The 26,166-nt window shown below is 38.3% G+C and carries 29 protein-coding genes and 1 tRNA gene; 21 read left to right on the top strand and 9 right to left on the bottom strand.

Annotation, left to right across the window (positions count from 1 at the left end; translation table 11 throughout):
* Window positions 1–355 precede the first annotated feature (355 nt).
* Entirely contained in the window at window positions 356–1,399 is a 1,044-nt protein-coding gene (gene tsaD / locus NG743_RS19220) for a tRNA (adenosine(37)-N6)-threonylcarbamoyltransferase complex transferase subunit TsaD (RefSeq protein ID WP_027402290.1), read from the top strand.
* Window positions 1,400–1,531: 132 nt separating this feature from the next.
* On the opposite strand, the gene NG743_RS19225 is transcribed toward tsaD, so the two are convergent.
* Both NG743_RS19225 and NG743_RS19230 read right to left on the bottom strand, forming a co-directional pair.
* Window positions 1,532–2,422 (bottom strand): alpha/beta fold hydrolase, encoded by an 891-nt coding sequence (locus tag NG743_RS19225; protein ID WP_027402291.1) that lies wholly within the window; start codon window positions 2,420–2,422, stop codon window positions 1,532–1,534.
* Window positions 2,423–2,621: 199 nt separating this feature from the next.
* Window positions 2,622–3,341, bottom strand: a complete 720-nt coding sequence (locus tag NG743_RS19230; RefSeq protein ID WP_027402292.1) for a hypothetical protein — start codon at window positions 3,339–3,341, stop codon at window positions 2,622–2,624.
* A 660-nt stretch (window positions 3,342–4,001) separates the two neighbouring features.
* Between NG743_RS19230 and NG743_RS19235 the strand changes: the two genes are divergently transcribed.
* The 3 genes from NG743_RS19235 to NG743_RS19245 all read left to right on the top strand — a co-directional run bounded on the left by NG743_RS19235 (window position 4,002) and on the right by NG743_RS19245 (window position 5,740).
* The gene (locus tag NG743_RS19235) at window positions 4,002–4,529 is read left to right on the top strand and encodes a GNAT family N-acetyltransferase (RefSeq protein WP_027402293.1); all 528 of its coding nucleotides are present in this window, start codon (window positions 4,002–4,004) and stop codon (window positions 4,527–4,529) included.
* A 162-nt stretch (window positions 4,530–4,691) separates the two neighbouring features.
* Window positions 4,692–4,765 (top strand) — tRNA-Pro (locus NG743_RS19240).
* A 525-nt stretch (window positions 4,766–5,290) separates the two neighbouring features.
* Window positions 5,291–5,740 (top strand): acyl-CoA thioesterase, encoded by a 450-nt coding sequence (locus tag NG743_RS19245; RefSeq protein ID WP_027402294.1) that lies wholly within the window; start codon window positions 5,291–5,293, stop codon window positions 5,738–5,740.
* Between the two features lie 51 nt (window positions 5,741–5,791).
* On the opposite strand, the gene NG743_RS19250 is transcribed toward NG743_RS19245, so the two are convergent.
* The 3 genes from NG743_RS19250 to menA all read right to left on the bottom strand — a co-directional run bounded on the left by NG743_RS19250 (window position 5,792) and on the right by menA (window position 9,147).
* Entirely contained in the window at window positions 5,792–7,114 is a 1,323-nt protein-coding gene (locus NG743_RS19250; protein WP_257120693.1) for a 2-succinylbenzoate--CoA ligase, read from the bottom strand.
* A complete protein-coding gene (locus NG743_RS19255; RefSeq protein WP_257120695.1) occupies window positions 7,099–8,088 on the bottom strand; it encodes an o-succinylbenzoate synthase in 990 nt (329 codons plus the stop codon). The genes NG743_RS19250 and NG743_RS19255 overlap by 16 nt, the downstream gene beginning before the upstream one ends.
* Window positions 8,089–8,247: 159 nt before the next feature.
* Window positions 8,248–9,147, bottom strand: a complete 900-nt coding sequence (gene menA, locus NG743_RS19260) for a 2-carboxy-1,4-naphthoquinone phytyltransferase (protein WP_027402297.1) — start codon at window positions 9,145–9,147, stop codon at window positions 8,248–8,250.
* A 278-nt stretch (window positions 9,148–9,425) separates the two neighbouring features.
* On the opposite strand from menA, the gene NG743_RS19265 reads away from it, so the two are divergent.
* Complete coding sequence (locus NG743_RS19265; RefSeq protein WP_027402298.1) at window positions 9,426–10,841, top strand: isochorismate synthase; 1,416 nt, start codon at window positions 9,426–9,428, stop codon at window positions 10,839–10,841.
* A 386-nt stretch (window positions 10,842–11,227) separates the two neighbouring features.
* On the opposite strand, the gene NG743_RS19270 is transcribed toward NG743_RS19265, so the two are convergent.
* The gene (locus NG743_RS19270; protein ID WP_027402299.1) at window positions 11,228–12,553 is read right to left on the bottom strand and encodes a glutamate-5-semialdehyde dehydrogenase; all 1,326 of its coding nucleotides are present in this window, start codon (window positions 12,551–12,553) and stop codon (window positions 11,228–11,230) included.
* Between the two features lie 180 nt (window positions 12,554–12,733).
* Window positions 12,734–13,000, bottom strand: a complete 267-nt coding sequence (locus NG743_RS19275) for a hypothetical protein (protein ID WP_027402300.1) — start codon at window positions 12,998–13,000, stop codon at window positions 12,734–12,736.
* Window positions 13,001–13,555: 555 nt separating this feature from the next.
* On the opposite strand from NG743_RS19275, the gene gvpA (NG743_RS19280) reads away from it, so the two are divergent.
* The 13 genes from gvpA (NG743_RS19280) (at window position 13,556) to NG743_RS19340 (ending at window position 20,414) form a co-directional block, all read left to right on the top strand.
* Window positions 13,556–13,771, top strand: coding sequence for a gas vesicle structural protein GvpA (gvpA, locus tag NG743_RS19280; protein WP_015080752.1), 216 nt, complete (start codon window positions 13,556–13,558; stop codon window positions 13,769–13,771).
* 117 nt (window positions 13,772–13,888) lie between these two features.
* Window positions 13,889–14,104, top strand: a complete 216-nt coding sequence (gvpA, locus tag NG743_RS19285) for a gas vesicle structural protein GvpA (protein ID WP_015080752.1) — start codon at window positions 13,889–13,891, stop codon at window positions 14,102–14,104.
* Window positions 14,105–14,221: 117 nt separating this feature from the next.
* On the top strand, window positions 14,222–14,437 hold the full coding sequence (gvpA, locus tag NG743_RS19290) for a gas vesicle structural protein GvpA (RefSeq protein WP_015080752.1): 216 nt from the start codon (window positions 14,222–14,224) through the stop codon (window positions 14,435–14,437).
* Window positions 14,438–14,552: 115 nt separating this feature from the next.
* The gene (gvpA, locus tag NG743_RS19295; protein WP_015080752.1) at window positions 14,553–14,768 is read left to right on the top strand and encodes a gas vesicle structural protein GvpA; all 216 of its coding nucleotides are present in this window, start codon (window positions 14,553–14,555) and stop codon (window positions 14,766–14,768) included.
* A gap of 114 nt (window positions 14,769–14,882) precedes the next feature.
* Window positions 14,883–15,098, top strand: coding sequence for a gas vesicle structural protein GvpA (gvpA, locus tag NG743_RS19300; RefSeq protein ID WP_015080752.1), 216 nt, complete (start codon window positions 14,883–14,885; stop codon window positions 15,096–15,098).
* A gap of 114 nt (window positions 15,099–15,212) precedes the next feature.
* Window positions 15,213–15,428 carry a gas vesicle structural protein GvpA gene (gvpA, locus tag NG743_RS19305; protein ID WP_015080752.1) on the top strand — a complete coding sequence of 72 codons (216 nt, stop codon included), beginning with the start codon at window positions 15,213–15,215 and terminating at the stop codon, window positions 15,426–15,428.
* 111 nt (window positions 15,429–15,539) lie between these two features.
* Window positions 15,540–15,755, top strand: coding sequence for a gas vesicle structural protein GvpA (gvpA, locus tag NG743_RS19310; RefSeq protein WP_015080752.1), 216 nt, complete (start codon window positions 15,540–15,542; stop codon window positions 15,753–15,755).
* A 301-nt stretch (window positions 15,756–16,056) separates the two neighbouring features.
* Window positions 16,057–16,650, top strand: a complete 594-nt coding sequence (gene gvpC / locus NG743_RS19315; RefSeq protein WP_027402301.1) for a gas vesicle protein GvpC — start codon at window positions 16,057–16,059, stop codon at window positions 16,648–16,650.
* Window positions 16,651–16,989: 339 nt separating this feature from the next.
* Window positions 16,990–18,069: a gas vesicle protein GvpN gene (gene gvpN, locus NG743_RS19320; RefSeq protein WP_071992771.1), complete on the top strand. Its 1,080-nt coding sequence runs from the start codon at window positions 16,990–16,992 to the stop codon at window positions 18,067–18,069.
* An 85-nt stretch (window positions 18,070–18,154) separates the two neighbouring features.
* Complete coding sequence (locus NG743_RS19325; RefSeq protein ID WP_051424297.1) at window positions 18,155–18,628, top strand: gas vesicle protein; 474 nt, start codon at window positions 18,155–18,157, stop codon at window positions 18,626–18,628.
* 112 nt (window positions 18,629–18,740) lie between these two features.
* Window positions 18,741–19,250 carry a gas vesicle protein K gene (locus NG743_RS19330; RefSeq protein ID WP_080683857.1) on the top strand — a complete coding sequence of 170 codons (510 nt, stop codon included), beginning with the start codon at window positions 18,741–18,743 and terminating at the stop codon, window positions 19,248–19,250.
* A 46-nt stretch (window positions 19,251–19,296) separates the two neighbouring features.
* On the top strand, window positions 19,297–20,034 hold the full coding sequence (gene gvpF, locus NG743_RS19335) for a gas vesicle protein GvpF (RefSeq protein WP_027402303.1): 738 nt from the start codon (window positions 19,297–19,299) through the stop codon (window positions 20,032–20,034).
* 11 nt (window positions 20,035–20,045) lie between these two features.
* Window positions 20,046–20,414 carry a gas vesicle protein GvpG gene (locus NG743_RS19340; RefSeq protein ID WP_027402304.1) on the top strand — a complete coding sequence of 123 codons (369 nt, stop codon included), beginning with the start codon at window positions 20,046–20,048 and terminating at the stop codon, window positions 20,412–20,414.
* A gap of 146 nt (window positions 20,415–20,560) precedes the next feature.
* Here the strand turns inward: NG743_RS19340 and NG743_RS19345 are convergent, their stop codons facing one another.
* On the bottom strand, window positions 20,561–20,878 hold the full coding sequence (locus tag NG743_RS19345) for a hypothetical protein (protein WP_027402305.1): 318 nt from the start codon (window positions 20,876–20,878) through the stop codon (window positions 20,561–20,563).
* 146 nt (window positions 20,879–21,024) lie between these two features.
* On the opposite strand from NG743_RS19345, the gene NG743_RS19350 reads away from it, so the two are divergent.
* The 3 genes from NG743_RS19350 to NG743_RS19360 are packed head-to-tail and all read left to right on the top strand — an operon-like array spanning window position 21,025 to window position 25,484.
* Window positions 21,025–21,705: a GvpL/GvpF family gas vesicle protein gene (locus tag NG743_RS19350; RefSeq protein WP_027402306.1), complete on the top strand. Its 681-nt coding sequence runs from the start codon at window positions 21,025–21,027 to the stop codon at window positions 21,703–21,705.
* A gap of 38 nt (window positions 21,706–21,743) precedes the next feature.
* Entirely contained in the window at window positions 21,744–23,618 is a 1,875-nt protein-coding gene (locus tag NG743_RS19355) for an ArsA family ATPase (RefSeq protein ID WP_173401701.1), read from the top strand.
* 33 nt (window positions 23,619–23,651) lie between these two features.
* Window positions 23,652–25,484, top strand: coding sequence for an AAA family ATPase (locus NG743_RS19360; RefSeq protein WP_027402308.1), 1,833 nt, complete (start codon window positions 23,652–23,654; stop codon window positions 25,482–25,484).
* Window positions 25,485–26,030: 546 nt separating this feature from the next.
* Here NG743_RS19360 and NG743_RS19365 read toward each other — a convergent pair.
* Complete coding sequence (locus tag NG743_RS19365) at window positions 26,031–26,153, bottom strand: histone H1 (protein WP_027400631.1); 123 nt, start codon at window positions 26,151–26,153, stop codon at window positions 26,031–26,033.
* Window positions 26,154–26,166 lie beyond the last annotated feature (13 nt).

Below are 26,166 nucleotides of genomic sequence, written 5' to 3' on the forward strand. Positions count from 1 at the left end.
TTAAAGCTTCTCAATCAAAAGATAGGGAAAAGGGCAGGGGGCAGGGGGCAGGGGGCAGGGGGCAGGGAGTAGGGGGCAGGGGGCAGGGAGTAGGGGGCAGGGGGCAGGGGGCAGGGGCAGGGGGCAGGGGGCAGGGAGTAGGGGGCAGGGAGCAGGGGGCAGGGGGCAGGGAGTAGGGGGCAGGGAGTAGGGGGCAGGGGGCAGGGAGTAGGGGAGATATGAGAGAATATATATATTCTCTTGCATTTTGCATTTTGCATTTTGCCTCTTGCCTGTTCCCTGTTCCCTGTTCCCTGTTCCCTATTCCCTGTTCCCTATTCCCTATTCCCTGTTCCCTATTCCCTATTAATCTCCTATGACAACCGTTTTGGCTATTGAAACCAGTTGTGATGAAACTGCTGTGGCAATTATTAAGAATCGTGAAGTATGTAGCAGTATTGTTGCTTCACAAATTCCTGTTCATCAACAATATGGTGGGGTAGTGCCGGAGGTGGCTTCACGTCAGCATTTAGAAACGCTGAATTATGAAATAGAGCAAGCGATCGCATCTAGTCATTTAGATTGGAGTCAGATTGACGGGGTAGCTGCCACTTGTGCGCCTGGACTGGTAGGAGCGTTGCTGGTAGGATTAACGGCTGCTAAAACTCTGGCAATTGTCCATAATTTGCCTTTTTTGGGGGTGCATCACCTGGAAGGTCATATTTACGCGACTTACTTGAGTGAGCCAAGTTTAAATCCTCCCTTTCTTAGCTTACTTGTTTCTGGAGGTCATACAAGCTTGATTTATGTGAAAGATTATGGTATCTACGAAACCTTGGGAGAAACCCGTGATGATGCGGCGGGTGAGGCTTTTGATAAGGTGGCGCGGTTGTTAAAACTGGGTTATCCCGGTGGACCAATAATTGATAAACTGGCACAAACTGGCAATCCCCAAGCTTTTGCATTACCGGAAGGCAAAATTTCTTTACCTGGTGGGGGTTATCATCCTTATGATTGTAGTTTTAGCGGATTGAAGACAGCAGTATTACGTTTAGTGCAGCAGTTAGAGAAAGAGGGCAAAGAAGTACCAATAGCGGATGTAGTGGCTAGTTTTCAGGATACCATAGCGCGATCGCTCACCAAAAGGGCGATCGCCTGCGCTCGTAACTATGGACTAGATACCATTACCGTAGGTGGTGGTGTAGCTGCTAATAGTGGACTAAGAAAGCATTTACAAGCAGCAGCCAGCAAACATAACATCCGGGTTTTATTCCCCCCCTTAAAATTTTGTACCGACAACGCCGCCATGATTGGCTGTGCCGCCGCCGAACATCTATCACTTGGGAGAACATCACCCCTCACATTAGGAGTGCATTCCCGGCTCTCACTGAACCAAGTCATGCAATTATACGAAAATTAGTTCGGGACTTAGGGGCGCAGGTCTCGCACCCATTCAGGAGTTCAGGAGAAAGAAGAATTTTCTTAATAACCAATGACCAATGACCAATAACTAATGACCAATAACTAATGACCAATAACTAATGACCAATAACTAATGACTAATGACTAATGACCGAATATGTTCAGCCACGGCTTCTGGTTGTTCCAACATAGCCAGATGACCACAATCGGGAATTTCAATCACATTATCGCCCACGTATTGAAAAAGCCAATGAAAACTTGCTAAATGGCGGACATACTTAGGTTCCATCACCTTATCGTCAGCACCAGCTAAAAAATAGACTGGCTGTTTTAATTTGGATACTAATTGGGGTAGACAGTTAATTTCTTCTTCCGTAGTGGAGTCGAGAAGAGTTCCCAAAGCAGCTTCAGGGTCAGCAATAATAAAATCAATCAGTCGTTGACGCGCCCAATATCGGTCTAGAGGACGCAACACACTAGCTTTAGTAAACAACAAATCAATCCAAGGCATTTGTGAAAGCCAACGGGGACGGACTTGTAAAAATTTTTGCCCAGTGGCGCGAAATTGCTCAAAAGCTTCCTTCAGATAAATCCCACCACCGGCATTAATACAAATCACACCTTGAACACAATCAGGTAGTTGAGCCGCAGTCCATAGAGCAATAGTACCACCTAAGGAATGACCAACTAACCAAGCGCTAGAAATATTCAGGTGTTGGAGAAGCACAGCCAAATCCTGAGCATAAGCATATGGAGAGTGCATAGAATCCAAAGACAAACTAACCATACTAGAGTCTGTAGCAGTCAGTTCTATATCTGATGTCACCTGAGACTGGGATTCACCAAAACCTCGTAAATCATAAGATAAACACTGCAAATCTACCGATAAACGAGAAATCACAGGTTGCCAATATACGCTACTATTTAGCCAACCGTGGATAAATACTAAAGTATGGGGGCATGATGTGGGAGCAGTTAGCTCATAAGTATGTGGAACGCCTAAGATTTCTATTGTTGCCATAATTAAATATCGTACCCTCAAGGGTGGGTGCGACTCAATACAACTCAACACGAACAGAGAACCAAAAATTCAAAAATTAAAATTTTGAATTAAGCAGATGGACGTTAAATAAACAAAATGTGTAAATAAAAGTACAATTATCTAAAACCTTTTGCCTTGTTATAACAACAACTTTTAACGCCAACCTACTGAGCTAATTTTATTGATTAAGTAATCTATGTTTCACCCCTTCCGCGATTTTGTGACCTAAATATTCAGGAATGAGACTTTCATTCGGACCTAACAAATAAAGAATTAGTCGAGTCCGTCCGCGCCAAACTAGTAAATTGGCGTTAACCACCAGCAGATCTTCTTGCCAGATAGCATACATTACTTTATAGAATAATCCAGGTTGATTATCAGCTTCAATTACTAAAGCCGGAAGATGAAAAACAGGATCAACATAGAAATCAGTTTGTACCTGTTCCAAACCAGCATCAAGATTAAATTCTACAGCCAGCATTTCTTCTACCTCAAATGTGCCTGCTAATGCCTCACGAATAGCACGACAAACATTTTCAGCAGTTTTTTCAGTTAGTGCTTTATTGCCACGAGATACCAGTAATTTAATAAAAACCAGCATTGGTGGTCGAATTTGACCGTATAAACTTAGACCATGAATAGTTAAACCATAAGCTGCTAGGACACCAAAAATATCGCTCAAGAGGAAAGATTGATTGCGGTAGGCAAAATGAAGGGCGCTTTTACTCCCTTCTGGCTTCATCTCAATAACAGCCCGTTTAGTTTTATAAAGACGGTATGCTAGGCGTAAATTTTGAAGTTGAATCTCACTGCTAACAAATTGCTCATAGAATTGGGGAAACGCCCGATTAAAGCGTTTCAGGAGTTCTAGAGTTGAAGATTTTAAACCAGAAGCCATTTTTGCGGGTAGGACTTGCTTGTTTTGTACAAACTGGGGCAGGGGAGCAGGGGGGCAGGAGGACAAGGGACAGGGGGAAGATTAAGCACTTTTACCTGTTACCTGTTGTCTTGTGCCTCTCACGTATCCCCAATTTAATTAGATACAGCATATTGCAAATTAATGAGGTACAGGATCTAAATTCAAAGCCAGATAGCAAGGCAGTTTTAGTCCTGACTTGGTGACTCGGTGACTCGGTGACTCCTGAATTCTGCTGTATCAGAAATAATGTTATCTTTTAAAGTCTACAGCGGATCAGTTAAATTATTTATTCTCATTGTGTTATTGAAGTTGATATTGATTAGCATAGGATGATCTGAGTTTTATCTGGTCATGACAGCAACGCGACTGAAACTAGTCACGAAAATGAGAAAGATCCTTGAATTTCGGAAAATTTTTGCCTTTGGTTCAGTTTTATGGAGTAGTGTCAAAACAAAATGCTAGAGTTGAGAGTGATTGGGAAGAAACACTGGATAACTAGCTGTGAGTATTGCAAATCGCTAAACCGCGTAGAATGTTTCTAGTGAATTAGCCGGCAATAATCATAGTGACGTTAAATGTGAATCAACACTTTTTAAAAGTGGAAACCAATTTTAGTCATACTACCCGAACTGCATTGGCATGGGTTTTTGGAAAACTTGGTTTAGCACTCCTGAATCTTTAGCGACAAATAAAAACACTGCTGTTAATGAGCATACAGCGGAAGTTGATGGTAATTCTAGTGTAAGTAAGGATCAAATCGTTTTCAGTACGGAAAGAGATATTGACCTTTATGAACTTGAAGAACTCTGTGATGCAGTTGGCTGGTCACGTCGCCCTCTTAGAAAAGTAAAAAAAGCTATTGAGCATAGTTTTCTCGTAGCCTCTATGTGGCAAGTGCGAGGAAACAAAAAGCGTTTGATTGGTTTTGCCCGTGCTACCTCAGATCATGCTTTTAATGCCACTATTTGGGATGTAGTCGTTCATCCTGATTTTCAAAGTAGAGGACTAGGTAAGGCATTAATGAAATATGTCCTCAAAAAACTCAGGAGTGAAGAAATTAGTAATGTCACTCTTTTTGCCGACCCTCATGTTGTAGATTTCTATAAGACGATGGGCTTTATGTCAGATCCTGAAGGTATAAAAGGAATGTTTTGGTATCCTCAGTGATCAGGTAGCTGGGGTGTGGGGATTAGGGAATTGAGGATATTTCCCTAAATCTGATTTTTCTGGATCATTGGGTTTGCATTTTTTATTTTTTGTGATATGATAGTCGAGATGAACCAACAATACATGATTCGGTTCGTGTGGAGTTTGGTTTTGATGGCTTTACGGGATGTAGCGCAGCTTGGTAGCGCGCCTGCTTTGGGAGCAGGATGCCGCAGGTTCGAATCCTGTCATCCCGATTTATGCGTAGTTATACTTGGTAATAATATTCCTATGATACTACTACACTGCGGCTTAAGGGACTTCCAATTAAAAAAATACCCAAAAATTTCTTGTGGTGCGGGCATCTTGCCTGCTAATCATCAAGGACAGGCAGGATGCCCATCCCACAAAATTGGGTAATTTATTTTTTGGTGTTCCCTAAGTGAATAAACCATTTTCAAGCCTTGTAATCAATCAAATTTTCGGAGCTTTTAATAGTCATATTATTTACACCAGGCTGTACTAGTAGATTCTGACCATGAAAAATTCAGAAAGCAGGGTCTGCGCCCAGAAACGATTCATCAATAACAGCATGAAATTTATTTACCTCAACCCGTAATAGCTATTAAGAATGGTTACTTTATTTGCGCCATGCTGTACTAGGACTTACGCATTGACAAAAAACATTATCTATGCGTTCTGAGATCATGGGATTTTTATTAAAAGTTAATATTAAGTAAAATGATATGTAATAGCAGATTTTAATTCAGGACATTTTTGCAATGGCTTTTACATATTACTACACTGTAAGATTTCAAGATACTGATGCGGCTGGAGTCGTTTATTTCGCTAACATTTTGAGAATTTGTCATGAAGCTTATGAGGTTTCATTAGCCGCTTCTGGTATTAATCTTAAATCATTTTTTACTAATCCATCTGTGGCTTTTCCTATTGTTCATACAAATGTAGATTTTTTACGTCCTATGTATTGTGGTGACAATTTAATGATTAGTCTATTAGCAGAAAAAATAGGTTTAGATAAGTTTGAAATTACCTATGAGATTATCATAGATGAAGTCGTAGTTGCTAAGGCAATTACTAGGCACGTTTGTATTGATATAAATAGTAGAAATAAGCTGGAATTACCAAGTTATATGAATCATTGGCTAGAAACTAACCACAGAGACGCAGAGGGCGCAGAGAGAAGAAGGTCAAGGGAGGAGGTTATGTGATTTCAGGACATAGATCTCCGACTTCTTGCAAGAAGTCGGGGATCTAAAGTATTATGTTTTCAGAATATCTTCGGCGATTTTTTGGAGTTGTTGACGGTTGATTTTATCTTGGACGTTACGGGGTAAGTTTGGTAGGGAAATCCAATATTTGGGAATTTTAAATTTACTCAGTTGATTTTTGAGTTGAGTTTGAATTTCTATGTGGGAAATATTTTTATCTTTGGGAATATAAATGGCTGTTAATGCTTGTCCCCAATATTTATCAGCTATACCAATTACACAAACATCAATTACCATTTGAGTTCTTCTAATCGCTGATTCAATTTCGATTGGGTAAACATTTTCCCCACCTGTAATGATTTTGTCGCTATTCCTGCCAATAATATGTAAGTAGCCTTGATGATCTAAAAAACCAAGATCATCAACTATAAAGTTATTTCTATTTTCCCAGATTTGGGGATAATAACCTAATGCTAAAGATTGAGTTTGAATATTTAGATTTCCCGGTGGATTATCAATGACGATTTTAACATGGGGTAGGACTTTTCCACTATTAAATTTACCTTGTAAAAATTCATCCGGTTTAAGAGTTGCTATTTGAGAAGCGGTTTCTGTCATTCCATAGGTAGGTGCTAATCTAATTTGATGATATCTCGCTTTTTCTAATAGTTCTTCCCAAGGTGGCGCACCTCCTAAAAGGACAGTAGAAAATTTGGATAGCCATTGAGTTAATGCGGGATTTTGGAGGAATTTTTGTAATTGGGTAGGAACTAAAGATATAAAGAAATCGTGGGGATTAATATTTGGTAATTGAGAATTTTCTAAGGTTTTAGATGAGGTTATGACTAATTTACCTCCTGTTGTGAAGGAACGCATAAATTGCATTAACCCACTCACATGATATAATGGTAATACACAAAATGAATTAACTGAATTGATTTGAAAATATTCTGTAAATCCTCGCACTGAAGTAGTTAATGTTTGCCATGTATGAATAGCAAATTTTATCTTTCCTGATGAACCACCCGTAGGAATCATGATAGTATTACTAATTGGTAATTCATAATTGGAAATTTGTGATTTTGAAAAGTGATAATCTATTCCTAAAACTATATCTGGTTGAATTAAATTTAAGACTTGTTCCCATTCGTCTTGACTCCAATCTGGGTTACAGAGAAAAACTGGACATTTAGCCGCACAAGCAGCAATAAAACTTCCTAAAAATCTCACTGGTGATTTTTCTGCAATGATGATTTTTGGATTTGATAACTGGGTTAATTTTAAATATAATTCTGTTGCTATCTTTGGTAATTCTTGGCTATGATCACAAATTAGCCAATCATGATTTCGGATATTATCTAAAATGTTTTCCATAGACTTTCTAGCCAGTTTGCTTCTTGTTGTTGAAAAAAGTGGTTAATTCCAAAGCCAACAGCGCGGTTATTTGTGGATAATTCTGCGGCTAATTGTAGTGAGGCTTGTCTACCAATTTCGGTTTCAAAGACAGATGAAAATACAATATCAATTTGATGTTGTTTGCAAAACTCTCTTAACTGAGATGGTGAACCGAATATTCCCGGTTTAATTACAAATATTCCTCGCCAACCTTGCTGAAAACATGATTCTAATTGGTGGAGATTGGCGACAGATTCATCTAAGGCTATGGGTGTTAAATATAAGTTACTTAATTCTTGCATTTCTGTAAATTTATCTACAGATAAAGGTTGTTCGATAAATTCAATTTTGGGTGAGAATTGATCACATTTTTCTAGCCATAATTTAGCTTGTTGATAAGTAAGTCCGCCATTAGCATCTAAACGTAATTTTGCTGATGTTGGTAAACTGGAAATGAGTAAATCAAATATTTCTAATTCTTGATTGATTTCATTAACACCGATTTTCCATTTAAATGTTTTATACCCTTGTTCCCATAAGTTACTCCATTGATTTAAAGCTGATTTTCCGGCTGGTAATAAGCCGCTGTAGGTGAGATTAGTACCTGGCGACTGGAAAGATGCCTCCGGCACGCTAACGCGGCTACACAGACGAAACCCACCTGGGTGGGTTGAAGATTCAAAAGCAAATTGACAGGCTGGTAATTTATCGGGAATGGCAAAAATTATCTCTTTGGTAATTTCTTTTGGAAGTTGACGACAAAAATCTAAGGCTTGTTCTATGGTTTCTGAACCAAACCAAGAAATAGGGGAAATTTCTCCCCAAGTAATCTGATCTTTTTCGTCAATTAAGCGGATAATTATGCTTTCGCGGATTTCCCAAATTCCATGATTTGTAATCATAGGTTTGGTGAATTTCTGACTAAAGTAACGAAAGGAAAATTGATAAATCATGAGAAAGGAGTCAGAAGTCAGGATTCAGGAGGGATAAAGAAAGAAGAAGAAAATTTATCCCATTCCGTATTCCTTGCTTTATATAGCGGTTCCTAGTCTGATGAGGTATAAAATTATCTGTGTTCATCTGCGTTTATCTGCGTTTAATTCTGAAAATTATTAACCCAGAATAAATCCCACACCCAAAAATAAGCAACTCACAAACTGAACTCTGATAGCGATGAATTTAGAGTTACTTACTTTGTCTGGTTGATTGTGATTTTCTAAGACGTGACGACATAATTGAATTGCAAAAGGTAAACTCAGGAAACTGAGTAAAGTCCAAATTGGGAAAATATTCAAAATCACAAATAGCAAAGTTAAGGGATAAATACTCGCCGTAAATCCGACTAATACCTTTGCGCCTGTTTGCGTTCCTAAACGCACAATGGGAGATTTCTTTCCTGCGGCTATGTCATCTGCAACTTGGTGAAAATGGGAGCAAAATAGCACTAAACTGGTAACAATGCCCAAAATCATGGAAGCTGCTAAATTAATGATAGACCAAGTTTGAGTTTGACTGTAATAGGCTGCACCCATACCCAATGGACCAAAGGCAAAAAAGCAGAGAAATTCCCCTAAACCCTGGTATCCTAGCCGAAAGGGGGGACCTTGGTACATATAGCCTAAGCCGCAGCATAAGAGGATTATAGCAATAACTGTGGGGTCTTTTTGCACAAAAGCGATCGCTATTATTCCCAACAACCCCAAACCTAAACACAGGTTTCCTATCCAAAACATTAAAGTTTTATTACCAGTTAAATTCACCAATGAATGATGTTTATTCTGGTCAATTCCTGTTTCTGCATCAAATACATCATTACTAATATTTTCCCAAGCTAAAAGCAAAATTGCTGCGGCAATAAACAAAGAAAATATTGTTATATTAAAAATCTTTACTTCCCTAAATGCTACCGCCGAACCTACCCAAATCGGCATAATAGCAACACTGTACATTGGCGGTTTAATAGCCGCCAGCCATAGTTTAGCTTGAGGTGGTGAAATCTGAGTTGAAGTCATCAGTTGTGATTAGTTAAATTACCAGAACTTTAGTTATCGGTTAAATTTTATAATTTCAGAGTTTAACTTTGGTAAATTACCAAAAAGTGCTAATTTTATGATTATAGGGGAATATCCTGCCATAAAACCTGCTATCTTGCTACCAAAACAGGATCAAGCCCAAAATCAAACTAAGTTTATGCTGGTTAATGGTAACTGAATTATGTTACCTATAAAAATACCACCATGATTTATGACATTTTAGGAAGATAACTTAATAAAAATTAACTTATACATCCATGACAATTTCACCATGTCGTAGCCACACCTTTGTAGATTACAAATATCTTAATCAATTGCTATTAGAGGTTCAGGAAAATTGCCGTCGCCATAATAATAGTAAAATTGTCAGTATTCCCCTAGAAATTAGCTTAGTTGATCCTTTGCTAGTTTTCGATAAATTTAATCATAAAAATACCATAAACTTTTATTTTGAAAATAGAAGTAATGGTGAAGCAATGGCGGCAATTGGCACTTTAGATAAAATAGAAATTTCTGGTAAAGATAGGTTTACAAAATCAGAAGAATTTATCAAAAATTGTCTAAAAAACATAATTCCTATATCTCATCAAAATCAGACTTTTTCCCTACCTCGATTTTTTTGTACTTTCAGTTTTTTTGATCAGCATAAAAAAGCAGATTATCCATTTCCTTCGGCTACGGTTTTCTTACCTTGTTGGCAAATAACTTTAAAAAATAGTCGCTGCACATTAATAATGAATACAATTATTAATTCTAGGATTAATATTACCAAAATATTGGATAATTTACAATGCCATTTAGAAATTATTAAATCTTTGAATACCCATTCTCTAAATATTGATAAATTTCCCTTAAACTTATATAAAAAGATCACTAATAACGGTGATAAATTCAGAACTTCTGTTTCATCAGTTCTAGAAATAATTCATGCTAACCAGTTAAGAAAAATTGTTTTAGCTGATACTTTAGATGTCAGTGCTAATCATGATTTTAACTTATTACAATCTTTAAATAATCTCCGCCAACTACATCCTAATTGTAATGTATTTTCCACCAGTAATGGTCAAGGACAAAACTTTATTGGTGCTAGTCCAGAACGGTTAATTAGTATTCACAAACAGCAGTTAATTACTGATGCTTTGGCAGGTTCTGCACCGAGGGGAAAAACTCCCACAGAAGATGCTACAAATGCTAACAATTTAGTTAATAGTCCCAAAGAAAAACACGAACATAAACTGGTTCTAGATTTTATTACTCACCATTTATCTCAACTGGGTTTATTTCCCCAAGTTTTAGCCCCTAGACTGCGACAATTATCTAATATTCAGCATTTATGGACACCAATTAGCGCAGTAGTTCCTAATAATATTCACCCTCTACAAATAGTTGCTAAACTCCATCCTACTCCAGCAGTTGCCGGCGCAGCGCGGGATATTGCTTGTGCAGAAATTCGCCGTTATGAAAGTTTTGAAAGGGGTCTATATGCAGCCCCTCTAGGGTGGGTAGACGGGGAAGGAAATTGTGAATTTATTGTGGGGATTCGTTCGGCTTTAATTGATGGTAATTATGCCAGACTTTATGGGGGTGCAGGTATTGTTGCTGGTTCAGATCCTCAAAAGGAATTTGCGGAAGTGCAACTTAAATTGCAAGCTTTATTAAAAGCCTTGGTTTAAAGACTTTCCCTCGTTCCTAGCCTCCGGCTAGGAATGCCAGCTATGAGGCTCTACCTCCTCTATCACTAGTGGTCTGTCAACCCGAAAATGACGGGTGAAGGCAAGTAGGGGGTAGGGGGGTAGGGGGGTAGGGGAGGTAGGGGAGGTAGGGGGGGTAGGGGAGGTAGGGAGGTAGGGGGGGTAGGGGGGTAGGGGAGGTAGGGGAGGTAGGGGAGGTAGGGGGGGTAGGGGAGGTAGGGGAGGTAGGGGAGGTAGGGGGGTAGGGGAGGGAAGAACAGAAGTTTTTTCCGATCATCACTCGTCAAAATAAATTTGACGAACTACTAGCGGCAGAGCCGCAATTCAGCATTCCCAGTCAGAGACTGGGAACGAGATTAATAGTATGATTACAAATCACGGTGACTAAATGATTTTGCGTTTGCACCTGTGTAGGTTTTCACAATATGTCCATTACCAGACATTTGATATTTATATGTAATCAAACCTTCTAAACCAACTGGTCCGCGCGGGGGCATTTGTTGGGTACTAATTCCCACTTCTGCACCAAATCCATAACGGAAACCATCAGCAAATCGGGTAGAACAATTATGATAAACTCCTGCTGCATTGACTAAGCCTTGAAATGTTTCTGCGGCTGTGATATCTTCAGTAATAATTGCTTCTGTGTGGCGAGAACCATAATTTTCAATGTGGGATATGGCTTCATTTAAAGAATCAACTATTTTAATGGCTAAAATCAAATCACTGTATTCTGTTTGCCAGTCTATTTCTGTGGCTGGGGCAATATCTGGTAAAATTTGTAAGGTGCGCTGATCACCTTTTAATTCTACATTTTGTGCTTGTAAAGCTGCGGCAACTTGGGGCAGAAATTCGGCAGCAATGCTACTATGAACTAGTAAAGTTTCAATGGCATTACAAGCAGCGGGATATTGGATTTTAGAATCTACAGTAATATTAATAGCCTTAGTAATATCAGCGGCTTGATCTACATAAAGATGACAAATACCATCAGCGTGACCTAATACGGGAATCCGGGTATTGTCTTGGACAAATTTCACAAAAGCATTAGAACCTCTGGGAATAATTAAATCTACATATTTATCTAGTTGCAATAGTTCTAATATTTCTTCTCTACTGGTTAACAATTGCACGGCATCAGGGTTAACCGCAGTCTGAGATAATCCTTGTTTAATGGCTTTAATTATCGCTTCACAAGAACGTAATGCTTCTTTACCACCTTTGAGAATTACACCATTACCGGATTTAATTGCTAAGGAAACTATTTGAATTGCGGCTTCAGGACGGGCTTCAAAAATGATGCCTAAAACGCCTAAAGGACAGGTAATGCGTTTGAGAATTAAACCTGTATCAATTTCCCGATGAATTTGGACTTTACCAATAGGATCATCTAGTTTACCAACATCTCGCACACCAGCGATCGCATCCCTTAATTTATGTTCATCCAAAAGTAACCGTTTATATAGGGGTTTGGCGATTCCCACCGCTATCGCTGCTTGACAATCAGCCAAATTTGCTGCCAAAATATCATCCTTAGCCAATTCTAAAGCTTGAGCGATCGCTTCAATGGCTTGATTTTTATCTTCAGTGGAGAGAACTGCCAGCTTACTTGCAGCTTGTCGGGTTTGTTGTGCGATAGCTTCGCTTGCAGTAGGCATCGCACTTAAAGGAGAGACAATGTTGAGAATAGTCATAGTACGCCAGAATTTTCAAGTATCGTAACAATCTGTATCTTTTTCCCATCCTATCAATCTTAGTTAGACCTTGCTGCGTGGCATCAGCCATAAAAGTTATCTGTGAGGAAAATGAAAAAATTAGCCATTTCAGCTAATTTTTCCCTATTTTGCTCATTTAAGCCAACTCAGCCCAGAAACTCAACCTTCTTGAACTTGACGCTCAAAGTCTGAGCAAGTTTTTTCCACTACAGCCAGCGCAAAAGGATAGATATCTTGATGTTCTTCTTTCAACCAACCCAAGAGATTAGCCATCTGAGCATTCCGTAAATCTAAATCCGTCTGAAAAATAATTGAAGTTGCCATCGCTTGAGCATAATGGGGCGGATGACCCTGCTGAATAAACGCATCCACCAAAGCAGCTAAAGCCGTCTGTGAGACAGTAGGAGGAGTCCCTTGTATAGACATAGTTTTTAGAAAAAATAATTAATCAAATCATCCTACTTTATTTAAACAAAGAGTGGCTAATAGTAATAATACCTAATTTAAAACAGGAATTCACTCAAATTTAAGTGAATTTACCGTAACCAAGGCTTACGTACTGAAGAATAATTCTACTTATATTTTATATTTCCTACACATTTAAAAATAGTCTATTTACTTATTTCTCAGAGATACTTAGATACCATCTATGCCCTACTGCATTTATCTAAATTTTATTCCCAAAAAGCTAAAAATGTATGCCCAGCTTAGGTTCATGCGGTATATCTATATTAAAATAGAAGCAGATATCTCATATTTTAGTCAAATGTTAATCAAATAAAAACAAGAATATTATCCAGGCTCTCTAAGTAATATTGACAAGTAGTACGGACAAAATTATGAATAATAGAATTTACATTTATTTACATTTTTTTACCTTTCTATCTATTTACATCTTTTGGAATAAGTGATATTTGTATATTGTGGTTTGTTAAGCAACTAACTAACCATCAAAAGAACAGTGAGCTAAGGTACAAATATATGGCAGTCGAAAAAACTAATTCTTCCTCCAGCTTGGCAGAAGTTATTGATAGAATCCTTGACAAAGGTATCGTAATTGATGCTTGGGTTCGTGTTTCTTTAGTTGGTATCGAACTACTAGCAATTGAAGCTCGGATCGTTATTGCTTCCGTTGAAACCTACTTGAAATATGCAGAAGCAGTTGGTTTAACTCAATCAGCAGCGGTTCCTGCTTAATTATTAATTAAGTAGATTTTCAAAGCATAGTAGAATAACTCGAAGATTCAGAATCTGGCAGTTGTTCTCTAGATTCAGATGAATTCCACAACAACAGTGAGCTAAGGTGCAAATATTATGGCAGTCGAAAAAACTAATTCTTCCTCCAGCTTGGCAGAAGTTATTGATAGAATCCTTGACAAAGGTATCGTAATTGATGCTTGGGTTCGTGTTTCTTTAGTTGGTATCGAACTACTAGCAATTGAAGCTCGGATCGTTATCGCTTCTGTTGAAACCTACTTGAAATATGCAGAAGCGGTTGGTTTAACTCAATCAGCAGCAGTTCCTGCTTAATTATTAATTAAGTAGATTTTCAAAGCATAGTAGAATAACTCGAAGATTCAGAATCTGGCAGTTGTTCTCTAGATTCAGATGAATTCCACAACAACAATGAGCTAAGGTGCAAATATTATGGCAGTCGAAAAAACTAATTCTTCCTCCAGCTTGGCAGAAGTTATTGATAGAATCCTTGACAAAGGTATCGTAATTGATGCTTGGGTTCGTGTTTCTTTAGTTGGTATCGAACTACTAGCAATTGAAGCTCGGATCGTTATTGCTTCCGTTGAAACCTACTTGAAATATGCAGAAGCAGTTGGTTTAACTCAATCAGCAGCGGTTCCTGCTTAATTATTAATTAAGTAGATTTTCAAAGCATAGTAGAATAACTCGAAGATCAAAATCTGACAGTTGTTCTCTAAATCAGATGAATTCCACAACAACAATGAGCTAAGGTGCAAATATTATGGCAGTCGAAAAAACTAATTCTTCCTCCAGCTTGGCAGAAGTTATTGATAGAATCCTTGACAAAGGTATCGTAATTGATGCTTGGGTTCGTGTTTCTTTAGTTGGTATTGAACTACTAGCAATTGAAGCTCGGATCGTTATCGCTTCCGTTGAAACCTACTTGAAATATGCAGAAGCAGTTGGTTTAACTCAATCAGCAGCAGTTCCTGCTTAATTATTAATTAAGTAGATTTTCAAAGCATAGTAGAATAACTCGAAGATCAAAATCTGACAGTTGTTCTTTAAATCCGATCAATTTCACAACAACAAATAACAAGGACTTAAAAAAATGGCAGTCGAAAAAACTAATTCTTCCTCCAGCTTGGCAGAAGTTATTGATAGAATCCTCGACAAAGGTATCGTAATTGATGCTTGGGTTCGTGTTTCTTTAGTTGGTATCGAACTACTAGCAATTGAAGCTCGGATCGTTATCGCTTCCGTTGAAACCTACTTGAAATATGCAGAAGCAGTTGGTTTAACTCAATCAGCAGCAGTTCCTGCTTAATTATTAATTAAGTAGATTTTCAAAGCATAGTAGAATAACTCGAAGATCAAAATCTGACAGTTGTTCTTTAAATCCGATCAATTTCACAACAACAAATAACAAGGACTTAAAAAAATGGCAGTCGAAAAAACTAATTCTTCCTCCAGCTTGGCAGAAGTTATTGATAGAATCCTCGACAAAGGTATCGTAATTGATGCTTGGGTTCGTGTTTCTTTAGTTGGTATCGAACTACTAGCAATTGAAGCTCGGATCGTTATCGCTTCCGTTGAAACCTATTTAAAATATGCAGAAGCAGTTGGTTTAACTCAATCAGCAGCAGTTCCTGCTTAATTATTTAGCAGGTTCAAAATTAGGGGAGAATAACTATTAGATTTTAATTTGATAGTTATTCTCCACATTTAGATCAATTTCACAACAACAATGAGCTAAGGTGCAAATATTATGGCAGTCGAAAAAACTAATTCTTCCTCCAGCTTGGCAGAAGTTATTGATAGAATCCTTGACAAAGGTATCGTAATTGATGCTTGGGTTCGTGTTTCTTTAGTTGGTATTGAACTACTAGCAATTGAAGCTCGGATTGTCATCGCTTCCGTTGAAACCTATTTGAAATATGCAGAAGCAGTTGGTTTAACTCAATCAGCAGCAGTTCCTGCTTAATTAAGTAAATTCCTAATATCAGGATTAATGAGTCTTTAATTTAATCCTGATATTCAACCTGCTTTTTTTATTATCTGTATATCCCTCTTCTATCAAAATCAGGTGAAACCTTCATTTTACTAGGTTGTCAAACCTTGAAAATCTGTTGATTTATCTAAATAGTGATGAAAGAAGAGCATTCTGAAATTAAGGTTTCTCAAAGGATATAACAAAAAAGCGGAAACCTCTGAAACTAGATTCAGTGGATTAAAAAATTCAGTGAACCTAGTTAATGCCAGTTTATCATTTTCTGGAGAAATTTATGACTGCTTTAATACCAAAAATTCGTCAAGAACGTCAGTCAATAGCTGAAGCAGTAGCTCAACTATTTCAAGAGACTAATGAATTCTTGTCTGCTACAACAGCGAAAAGAACCGCCCAAGCTCAAAAACAAGCTGAAGAGCTACAAGCGTTCCGTAAGCAAGTTGAGCAAACTAGCCAAGAATTTTTAGCAGCAACTGCTCAAGAACGCATTGCTCAAGCTCAAAAACAAGCAGAAGAACTACAAGCGTTCCATAAGCAACTTGATCAAACTAGCCAAGAATTTTTAGCAGCAACTGCTCAAGAACGCATTTCTAAAGCTCAAAAACAAGCTGAAGAACTACAAGCGTTCCATAAGCAACTTGAGCAAACCAGCCAAGAATTTTTAGCAGCAACTGCTCAAGAACGCATTGCCCAAGCTAAACAGCAAGCTGAGGAACTACAAGCGTTCCGTAAACAACTTGAGCAAACCAGCCAAGAATTTTTAGCAGAAACTGCCCAAGAACGCATTTCTAAAGCTCAAAAACAAGCAAAAGAACTGCAAGCATTCCGTCAGGATTTGTTTGTAAGTATTTTTGGTATTTCTAACCGTTAATCTCTCAGTACACAGAGTTTGTCTGTTAGAGAATAGGTCTAAATAGTAAAGCCCCCTGACATTCCAGGTGCAAAGCTGGTAAAACAAGGGGGCGGATAATAAAATTCAACAATGAGTTTAGGCCTGAAGAGTCGGCAGTCCATATTTAAACCGTAGCGACAGTAACGTATAGATTCAATTTAGCGTTAAATTTACTACGTTTATTAAACTGGAGTTCTTACTTCATGCGCTTAACTAATGGAACGATAATAGCACATCAATTGAGAAATTTCACATTATTCTCATAATATTTCTTTTTTCTGACAATCTTAATTTACTTACCATCTTCATCTCGTAATTATGACTAAAACTAATCATAAAAGAGCAGTTCTTCGTGTCCGTCCAGGGCAGTTTGTAGTCACACCTGCTATCGAGCAAGTCGCAATTCGGGCATTACTTTATCTCAAATCAGGATTCCCCATTCACTTACGTGGACCCGCCGGCACAGGGAAAACAACCCTAGCACTGCACTTGGCTCACTGTCTAGACAGACCAGTAATGTTACTATTTGGAGACGACGAATTTAAAAGTTCGGATCTGATTGGTAGTGAATCCGGTTATACTCACAAAAAATTATTAGATAACTATATCCATAGTGTTGTTAAAGTTGAAGACGAATTCAAACAAAATTGGGTTGATTCTCGATTAACTCTCGCTTGTCGTGAAGGCTTTACTTTAGTCTATGACGAATTTAACCGTTCACGACCTGAAGTTAATAACGTCTTGCTATCAGCATTAGAAGAAAAAATTCTGAGCCTTCCCCCTAGTAGTAATCAGCCAGAATACCTGAGTGTTAGTCCTCAATTTCGGGCTATTTTTACATCTAATCCTGAAGAGTATTGTGGAGTTCACTCGACACAAGATGCTTTGATGGATAGATTGGTAACTATTAATATGCCAGAACCAGATGAGATCACTCAAACAGAGATATTAATTCAGAAAACGAACATACAAAAAGAATCTGCTCACTTAATAGTCCGGTTAGTTAAATCATTTCGGATAGCTACAGGTGCAGAAAAAACATCAGGATTACGGTCTTGTTTAATGATTGCTAAAGTCTGTGCAGACAACAACCTTGTAGCAGAACCAGAAAATTCCTTTTTTCAGGAAATTGCTATGGAGATTTTGTCTAACCGTACCCATCTATCTGTCAATGAGTCTACAGATATTTTCCTGGATGTCATTTCTCAATTTTCCAACAAAGAAATCGAGATATTAAATGATGCCGAATTGGGTAGCTTGCCAACAATGGATACGCTCGCCAATACAGATTTAGGAAATGATGTTCCCTTAGAAAAAGAAGCTTCTGATTACGTAATTCAGCAAAAAAATAACGAATTCAAGGGATTTCAAAAGCCTTCAACCAAAGTTCTTAACTAATCATTAATGCTCCATATTTTTCGGAGCAAAAATCTTTAGTTTACAAAAATCATTGTGTTTATACTATTCAAGAGTTGAATTATTCGTGACTTCTACGCCAATACTGCCAACACGTCCTCAAACCAACTCAAGTCGAGCTATTAACACATCTACCCAGGGTTCGACTTTAGCGGACATTCTCGAAAGGGTTTTAGATAAAGGGATTGTAATTGCTGGCGATATTTCTATCTCTATTGCCTCCACAGAACTTATACACATTCGGATTCGCTTGTTAATTGCTTCCGTGGATAAAGCCAAAGAAATGGGTATCAATTGGTGGGAAACAGACCCTTATCTTAGTACCAAAGCTCAACGGTTGGTTGAAGAAAATCAGCAACTTCAGAATCGTCTAGAGAACTTAGAATCACAGATAAATTTACTAACATCAGCTAAAGTACAAGAGCAAATTTCGTTAGTAGAAACCACTGAAGATAATACCCATCAAACTACTGAAGATAATACCCATCAAACCCATGAAGAAAGTATTCCGTTGCCGATAGATTCTCAACTTGATGTCTAATTAATTGAAATTCAGGAGTTATCCATATCCAATTTATAAACACTGGAACTCTGGCAATTTTCATGATTAAATTACATCAAAGAAATTTAAACCTTTATGTGGAATCATAAAAATGGTCTACAGTCCAGTTGAAAACTCCAACGATTTTCTCAACGTCATTCCAGTTGAAAACTCTAACGAATTTCTAAACACCTCTCCTAAAAAGAAATCTAATAGTGAAACGGGTTTAGCTCCTTTATTATTGACTGTACTGGAATTGATACGTCAATTAATGGAAGCTCAAATAATTCGGCGGATGGAAGAGGATTTGCTCAGTGAATCTGATTTAGAGCGAACCGCAGAAAGTTTACAAAAGTTAGAGGAACAAATTTTAAATTTGTGCCAGATATTTGACATTGATCCAGCAGATTTGAATATAAATTTAGGAGATTTTGGTAGTCTTTTACCAGCATCTGGTTCTTATTATCCGGGAGAAACCGGGAATCGCCCTTCGATACTAGAGTTGTTAGATAGGCTTTTAAATACCGGAATAGTTGTAGATGGTGAAATAGATATAGGTGTAGCTCAACTAGATCTTATTCACGCCAAATTAAGGTTAGTTTTGACATCAAAACCAATTTAATTCCCCGTTATCAGTCGTAAATTTAGGTTTGATTTTTTTGCAGATTATGAATACTGGTCTTTATTTGTACGGCATCTTTCCAGATCCAATTCCTGAAACCGTTGATCTTCAAGGATTGGATAAACAATCTGTTCATAGTCAGGTGGTTGACGGCTTTAGTTTTTTATATTCGGATGCTTGTCAAGAAAAATATTTGGCTTCCCGTCGTAATTTGTTAACTCATGAAAAAGTTTTAGAACAAGCAATGCACGAAGGGTTTCATGTTCTTTTGCCTCTACGGTTTGGATTAGTTGTCAAAGATTGGGAGACAATCCAGAAACAACTAATTGAACCATATAAAGAGCAATTAAATGAGTTATTTCAAAAGCTGGCAGGACAAAGAGAGGTAAGCATTAAGATTCTTTGGGATAGTAAATCAGAATTGCAAGCCATGATGGAGTCTAATCAGGATTTGAAGCAGCAGCGCGACAACATGGAAGGCAAAAAGTTGAAGATGGAGGAAATAATCCAAATCGGACAATTAATTGAAAGTAATTTAGCTGCTCGCAAACAGACTGTTATTCAAGAGTTCTTTAATAACCTACATCCTTTAGCTAAGGAGATTATAGAAAGTGAGCCGATGACGGAAGAAATGATCTACAATGCAGCTTTTTTAATTCCTTGGGAAACAGAATCTGTATTCAGCGAACGAGTCGAAGCTATTGATCGAAAATTTGGCGATCGCCTACGTATTCGCTACAACAATTTTACCGCACCCTACACATTTGCCCAGCTTGCTTCATAGGAGCTTTTACTATGCTGACGAAACTTCTACTATTGCCAATCATGGGTCCACTTAATGGACTTGTCTGGATTGGTGAGCAGATCCAAGAGCGTACCAATACTGAATTTGATGCCCAAGAAAATTTGCATAAACAATTATTAAACTTACAGCTTTCTTTCGATATCGGCGAAATTTCTGAAGAGGACTTCGAGATTCAAGAAGAGGAACTTCTTTTGAAAATTCAAGCATTGGAAGAGGAAGCCCGCTTAGAATTAGAACTGGCAGAAGAAGAAGCACGCTTGGAACTAGAACTAGAACAAGAGGAAGAGGAAGACTTTGTAGTAAAACCTCAATTGACAACAGAAATTGATAGAGACAAGGATCTCGTCTTATTGCCCTAGTACCGCAGGAATAATAATTTTTAACGTCAACAGACTTATTGCAAGACTTAAATAGCGTTTAAGATGATAGTAAAAAACCCGCTTCTGCGGGTAATATTTTTGATTTAGTGTGTCCATTTTTACCAAATTCATCAAGATTCTATATCTTAATATTCAATCTCAAAAGTCTGGTAGTTATTGGATTCAACAACATTCTTTGAACGCACAATATTTTGAGCAGTGCTGGAGTGAGGTTGACGCAATTTATGAATCGTTTTTTCTGTGTTATCTATCTCATTATTGAGAGAATCTAACCGTTTTTGAAGTGTAGCCATTCGTTCTTTAATAGAAGATAATTCTCTGCTAATACGTTGTTTCTCAGCTACCATCTTATAAAGTTCTAATTGACTAGATGCCTCAGAGATATGTCGTGGCATCGTGCTAATTTTAGCTCTAATAATACTACGATGACGAAAGCTTTTCATGATAAAACCTGAATATTTTCTAGTATTATAACCAATAAGTTACTATTGTAAATACTGAATAATTTAGAACTAAATTTATCTGGTATTTGCATGAAGACAAATCTTATTAACTCCCACCGGAAAATAGTTTTATACAGGTGAAACATATGGAACTAGAAAACCTTTACACTTATGCTTTTTTAAAAACGCCTAGCTTTTCCTTACATTTACCACAAGGTTCTACTACTTCAGTAATTCAAATTGATGGAAATGGACTTTCAGCTATTGTCGAACCTGGAATATCTTTAGATTCATTTCAAGATGATGATGAAAAAATTGTCCAGATGGCTATAGAACATGATAGAGTCATTTGTGATATTTTTCGGCAAATTACAGTTTTACCATTACGTTTTGGAACTTATTTTGCTAATACAGACAACCTGCTAACTCATCTAGAATCCTATGGACAAGAATATCTAGATAAGCTAGAAAAAATCAATTGTAAAACCGAATTTATTCTAAAACTAATCCCTCGCATGATCACAGAAGAATCACCAGTTTTAGAATCAGGTAGACATTACTTTTTAGCTAAGAAGCAACACTATCAAAGGCAAAAGAACTTTATTCTTGCCCAAGCATCAGAAAAAGAAATCTTGATTAATTTCATCAGTAAAATCAATCAAATTCCCGTTATTATTCAAGAACAAGAAGAAGAAGTACGGATTTACCTTCTAGTCAATTACCAAGATAAAACCTTACTTTTAGAACAATTTTTAACTTGGCAGCAAACTTGTCCTCGTTGGGATCTATTTTTAGGAGAAGGTATTCCTCCTTATCACTTCATTTAATTATTTCTGCCAACTTTTGTTTACTTTTTTAGACTTTTATGAATCAATACGACTCACTTCACTTAGTCATGTTTAGCGGTAAAGGTGGAGTTGGCAAGACCACTATTTCTTGTAGTTTTGCTCGTTATTGGGCAAGACAATTCCCTGAAGAAAGAATTTTGTTACTTTCTACAGATCCCGCACATTCTTTAGGTGATATTTTACTTTCAAAAGTGAGAGATTATGCCTCGCCATTAGCAGATTTACCTAATTTGAGTGTTCAGGCCTTGGATGCTCAAAAACTGTTGCTAGAATTTAAAGCCAAATATAGTCAATTTTTAGAACTATTAGTGGAGCGAGGTAGTTTAGCTGACGGAGAAGACTTAGCCCCTGTTTGGGATTTAGACTGGCCTGGTTTAAACGAATTAATGGGGTTACTAGAAATTCAACACTTACTGTCTGAAAAAAAAGTAGATAGGATAGTAGTTGATATGGCTCCTTCTGGTCATACATTAAACTTGTTACGACTGAAAGATTTTCTGGATGTTATTTTAAACTCTTTAGAACTATTTCAGAAAAAACATCAGGTGATCACGCAAACTTTTACAGGAGGTTATACAAGGGATGAAGTAGATGACTTTTTAGCTGATCTCAAACTGCAATTATCAGAAAGTAGACGACTACTACAAGATGATACATTTACAGGTTGTTTAGTTGCCGCAGTTTCTGAACCCATGTGTTTTGCGGAAACAGAGCGATTCTTAGGAAATTTAAAGACTCTAGATGTTCCCTATGCGGGAATAATAATTAATCGAATTTTGACAGATTTAGATATAGAGCCAGACCGCTATGCGGAACAACAAAAATTTATCAATAAATTCTTAACAATTTCCCAAAATAAACCAGTTTTTGTCGTCCCTCAACAAAAAATTCAACCATTAGGTGGAGTTGCGTTAGATAATCTCGCATCTCAAATGCATACAATTGATAGTGTTGAACTTGTAACTCCGCCACTAATCCAATGGCCAGACAAAGTTTCCCCCAGCTTTAGTGATTTTATAGCTGAAGGCTGTCAACTAATTATTGTTGGTGGCAAAGGAGGAGTTGGCAAAACCACAGTTTCTGCCGCAATGGGCTGGGCTTTAGCTAATCGTTATCCTGAGAAAAAGATCCGCATGATTTCTATAGATCCTGCCCATTCATTAGGAGATGCTTTTGGTCAAAAATTAGGACATGAACCTGTATTGTTAACTCCTAACTTAAGCGGACAAGAAATTGATGCCGCCCAAATATTAGATCAATTCCGTGCTGATTACCTTTGGGAATTAGCGGATATGATTAGTGGAGAAGGAACAGAAACTGAAACAACAGTAAATATTGCTTACCTTCCAGAAGCTTGGCGACAGATTATGTCTCAAGCTTTACCTGGTATTGATGAGATGTTATCCCTAATTACCATCCTCGATTTATTAGACAGTAACGAGCAAGATTTGATTATTTTAGATACAGCACCAACAGGTCATCTCCTGCAATTTTTACAAATGCCAACTGCTTTAGGGGAATGGTTATCTTGGATATTTAAGTTGTGGATGAAATATCAAAATGTCTTAGGTCGAGTTGATTTTATGGGACGGTTGCGACATCTGCGCCAACAAGTTGTCCAAGCTCAAAAGAAATTAAAAGATCCACGTCATACCCAATTTGTGGGCGTAATTCAGGCAGAAGCAGCGATCATCGCTGAACATATCCGCTTAACAGAAACGTTGAAAACAATGAAAATTCAGCAACGTTATGTAGTGCAAAATCGCTACAGCCAAGAACTGGCAACTGATAGTAGTTTGTTTCCCGAACAAACAATTATTCGTTTACCTAAGTTACCCAGATCGGTAGAACCACTTGCTAGAGTTCAAGGTGCTGCCAATCTTTTATTTTAAGAACTGTTTAGCATCAATTTTTGGAGGACTATTATGAGTGATTTATTCAAAGGATTTGAACAGTTACTAGAACTGGTAAAAACCCTAGAAGAAAAGGCAGAAAACGGAGAAATCAAAACCAATGTTCAGTTTAATTCCCGACCTTTAAGCAACATTCCCCGAACAGGAAATATTCCTCGCAGCAATAATATGGGTAATGATGTGGGTACAAGTCGAATGAACACTCCATCACCCCCAGCTTCAGGTGCAAGTCCATCAGATCCAGTTGTTCCTCCCGATCCCACATCGGGTATTGCTCTTAAAGATATCGGTGGACTGAGCGAAATTCTCAAAGAACTCAAAGAACTGATTGCTATTCCCTTAAAACGTCCTGACCTACTTGCTAAATTGGGACTAGAACCCACCCATGGCGTATTGTTAGTTGGACCGCCAGGAACCGGCAAAACTCTCACTGCCCGGGCTTTGGCTGAGGAACTGGGTGTTAACTACATTGCTATTGTCGGGCCAGAAGTCATCAGTAAATATTACGGTGAAGCGGAGCAAAGATTGCGCGGTATTTTTGAAAAAGCCGCTAAAAATGCTCCCTGCATTATTTTTATTGATGAAATTGATAGCCTCGCCCCAGACCGCAGTGCAGTAGAAGGGGAAGTTGAAAAGCGTCTAGTTGGCCAATTATTAGGCTTGATGGATGGGTTCTCCCATAGCCCAGGGGTGATTGTCCTCGCAGCTACTAACCGCCCTGACCATCTTGATCCAGCCTTGCGACGACCGGGACGATTTGACCGGGAAGTCCAGTTTCGCATTCCTGACATCAACGGCCGCAAAGAAATTCTGCAAATTCTCACCCGCCCCATGCCCTTGGATGATACGGTTGACCTGGATTTTATCGCCGAGCGGGCGGTGGGATTTGTGGGGGCTGATTTGAAGGCCGTTTGTCAAAAAGCCGCCTATACCGCCCTCCGCCGTCAAGTTCCTTCCATAGAAGTGGAAGCTCCAGAAAACATGACGGTCAATCAAACTGATTTTTTACAAGGGCTAAAGGAAATCAAGCCGGCTGTACTTCGCAGCGTTGAAGTTGAAGTTCCCCAAGTGGCGTGGGACGATATTGGTGGTTTAGAAACAATTAAACAAACCTTGCGAGAATCAGTGGAAGGGGCTTTACTTTATCCAGAACTTTACCTCCAAACCAAAGCCGTAGCTCCCAAGGGGATTTTGTTATGGGGACCACCGGGAACTGGCAAAACTCTATTAGCAAAAGCTGTAGCCTCCCAAGCTAGGGCTAATTTTATTGGTGTCAATGGACCAGAGTTGCTTACCCGTTGGGTAGGTGCTAGTGAGCAAGCGGTACGGGAATTATTTGCTAAGGCGCGACAGGCAGAACCCTGTGTGATATTTATTGATGAAATTGATACCTTAGCCCCGGCAAGGGGAACTTACAGTGGTGATTCTGGTGTGAGTAACCGGGTAGTGGGGCAATTACTCACTGAGTTGGATGGTTTAGAGGTCGGTGCAAGTATTCTAGTAATTGGGGCAACAAACCGTCCTGATGCTCTTGATTCTGCTCTATTACGGGCAGGAAGGTTGGATTTACAACTTAAGGTAGATTTACCTGATTTAGCCAGTCGTTTAGATATTTTGCAAGTCTATACTCAGGGACGACCATTGTTAGATGTAAATTTAACCTATTGGTCTGAAGTCACGGAAGGCTGGAATGGTGCAGATTTAGTATTACTATCCAATCAAGCTGCTGTAGAAGCTATTCGCCGTTTTCGATCGCAAGGACAGACAAATCCGGCTGATATCAGGATTACTAATGATGATTTTGAATATTCTTATCAAGTTTTAGTCAGTCAACGTCATGCTTAATTAGATTCTCTCTGTCACCCTCGGCTGCAAGGAATTTGCCCGGGGGTCGGAAAACATAGAAAAGTAAGTGCAATGGCCATACTACTGGTACTTGTTTTCAGCGTTGCTACAACTGGATAGAATCGTTATGAATTGATTTAGCGATCGCTTTACAGCAGTTTCCGATATTATGGGGTAAAGACAAGATACGCGCAAAATTTAGCACGACGTAAAGTTTTGTAAAGTATTCATGTATTTATGCCTTTCAAACATTGCTTAGTTTGAGTCAATTTAGGCAATGTATAATGAAGAGAGAAACAGATCATAAGGCTTTCAGCCATTCTTACCCACCTTCCGCACCCTAAACTGTCACACAAGGAAAAATGGTCGTTTGGGGATTTGAGATTGGCGAACTGCTTGCAGCAGCGCTTCGCTATCGCCACCAGGGGATCGCGGGAAGGCTGGGAGCCGCGTCTCTTTAGAGCGCGGGGGAAAGCCTACCCGTGCGGTTTTAACCGCTTCCAATATTCTCGATCATGATGCGGGTCATTAAATCTTTTCAACATTTTATTTCTCTCTAACTAATCTTTTTAAGGCTGACGAAAGACTCATTCCCCAACCTTGGGCGATATCCTCAAGTTTCTTTCTTTCAGTTTCATCTAGGTACACCGCTAGAGGTTTTTTCTTCATATACAATATTGGG

The organism is Dolichospermum heterosporum TAC447 (genome assembly GCF_024584745.1).
Classification (GTDB): domain Bacteria; phylum Cyanobacteriota; class Cyanobacteriia; order Cyanobacteriales; family Nostocaceae; genus Dolichospermum; species Dolichospermum heterosporum.

Excerpts from the sequence above, each read along its gene's own strand:
- NG743_RS19230 (WP_027402292.1), bottom strand. The coding sequence starts at position 3,341 with ATGGCTTCTGGTTTAAAATCTTCAACTCTAGAACTCCTGAAACGCTTT.
- NG743_RS19275 (WP_027402300.1), bottom strand. The coding sequence starts at position 13,000 with ATGTCTATACAAGGGACTCCTCCTACTGTCTCACAGACGGCTTTAGCT.
- gvpA (WP_015080752.1), top strand. The coding sequence starts at position 15,213 with ATGGCAGTCGAAAAAACTAATTCTTCCTCCAGCTTGGCAGAAGTTATT.
- gvpA (WP_015080752.1), top strand. The coding sequence starts at position 14,883 with ATGGCAGTCGAAAAAACTAATTCTTCCTCCAGCTTGGCAGAAGTTATT.
- NG743_RS19330 (WP_080683857.1), top strand. The coding sequence starts at position 18,741 with ATGGTCTACAGTCCAGTTGAAAACTCCAACGATTTTCTCAACGTCATT.
- NG743_RS19340 (WP_027402304.1), top strand. The coding sequence starts at position 20,046 with ATGCTGACGAAACTTCTACTATTGCCAATCATGGGTCCACTTAATGGA.
- menA (WP_027402297.1), bottom strand. The coding sequence starts at position 9,147 with ATGACTTCAACTCAGATTTCACCACCTCAAGCTAAACTATGGCTGGCG.
- gvpA (WP_015080752.1), top strand. The coding sequence starts at position 14,553 with ATGGCAGTCGAAAAAACTAATTCTTCCTCCAGCTTGGCAGAAGTTATT.
- NG743_RS19255 (WP_257120695.1), bottom strand. The coding sequence starts at position 8,088 with ATGATTTATCAATTTTCCTTTCGTTACTTTAGTCAGAAATTCACCAAA.
- NG743_RS19365 (WP_027400631.1), bottom strand. The coding sequence starts at position 26,153 with ATGAAGAAAAAACCTCTAGCGGTGTACCTAGATGAAACTGAAAGAAAG.
- gvpF (WP_027402303.1), top strand. The coding sequence starts at position 19,297 with ATGAATACTGGTCTTTATTTGTACGGCATCTTTCCAGATCCAATTCCT.
- NG743_RS19250 (WP_257120693.1), bottom strand. The coding sequence starts at position 7,114 with ATGGAAAACATTTTAGATAATATCCGAAATCATGATTGGCTAATTTGT.
- gvpA (WP_015080752.1), top strand. The coding sequence starts at position 13,556 with ATGGCAGTCGAAAAAACTAATTCTTCCTCCAGCTTGGCAGAAGTTATT.
- NG743_RS19270 (WP_027402299.1), bottom strand. The coding sequence starts at position 12,553 with ATGACTATTCTCAACATTGTCTCTCCTTTAAGTGCGATGCCTACTGCA.
- gvpA (WP_015080752.1), top strand. The coding sequence starts at position 13,889 with ATGGCAGTCGAAAAAACTAATTCTTCCTCCAGCTTGGCAGAAGTTATT.
- gvpN (WP_071992771.1), top strand. The coding sequence starts at position 16,990 with ATGACTAAAACTAATCATAAAAGAGCAGTTCTTCGTGTCCGTCCAGGG.
- NG743_RS19265 (WP_027402298.1), top strand. The coding sequence starts at position 9,426 with ATGACAATTTCACCATGTCGTAGCCACACCTTTGTAGATTACAAATAT.
- gvpA (WP_015080752.1), top strand. The coding sequence starts at position 15,540 with ATGGCAGTCGAAAAAACTAATTCTTCCTCCAGCTTGGCAGAAGTTATT.
- NG743_RS19245 (WP_027402294.1), top strand. The coding sequence starts at position 5,291 with ATGGCTTTTACATATTACTACACTGTAAGATTTCAAGATACTGATGCG.
- tsaD (WP_027402290.1), top strand. The coding sequence starts at position 356 with ATGACAACCGTTTTGGCTATTGAAACCAGTTGTGATGAAACTGCTGTG.
- NG743_RS19235 (WP_027402293.1), top strand. The coding sequence starts at position 4,002 with ATGGGTTTTTGGAAAACTTGGTTTAGCACTCCTGAATCTTTAGCGACA.
- NG743_RS19345 (WP_027402305.1), bottom strand. The coding sequence starts at position 20,878 with ATGAAAAGCTTTCGTCATCGTAGTATTATTAGAGCTAAAATTAGCACG.
- NG743_RS19360 (WP_027402308.1), top strand. The coding sequence starts at position 23,652 with ATGAGTGATTTATTCAAAGGATTTGAACAGTTACTAGAACTGGTAAAA.
- NG743_RS19355 (WP_173401701.1), top strand. The coding sequence starts at position 21,744 with ATGAATCAATACGACTCACTTCACTTAGTCATGTTTAGCGGTAAAGGT.
- NG743_RS19225 (WP_027402291.1), bottom strand. The coding sequence starts at position 2,422 with ATGGCAACAATAGAAATCTTAGGCGTTCCACATACTTATGAGCTAACT.
- NG743_RS19350 (WP_027402306.1), top strand. The coding sequence starts at position 21,025 with ATGGAACTAGAAAACCTTTACACTTATGCTTTTTTAAAAACGCCTAGC.
- gvpA (WP_015080752.1), top strand. The coding sequence starts at position 14,222 with ATGGCAGTCGAAAAAACTAATTCTTCCTCCAGCTTGGCAGAAGTTATT.
- gvpC (WP_027402301.1), top strand. The coding sequence starts at position 16,057 with ATGACTGCTTTAATACCAAAAATTCGTCAAGAACGTCAGTCAATAGCT.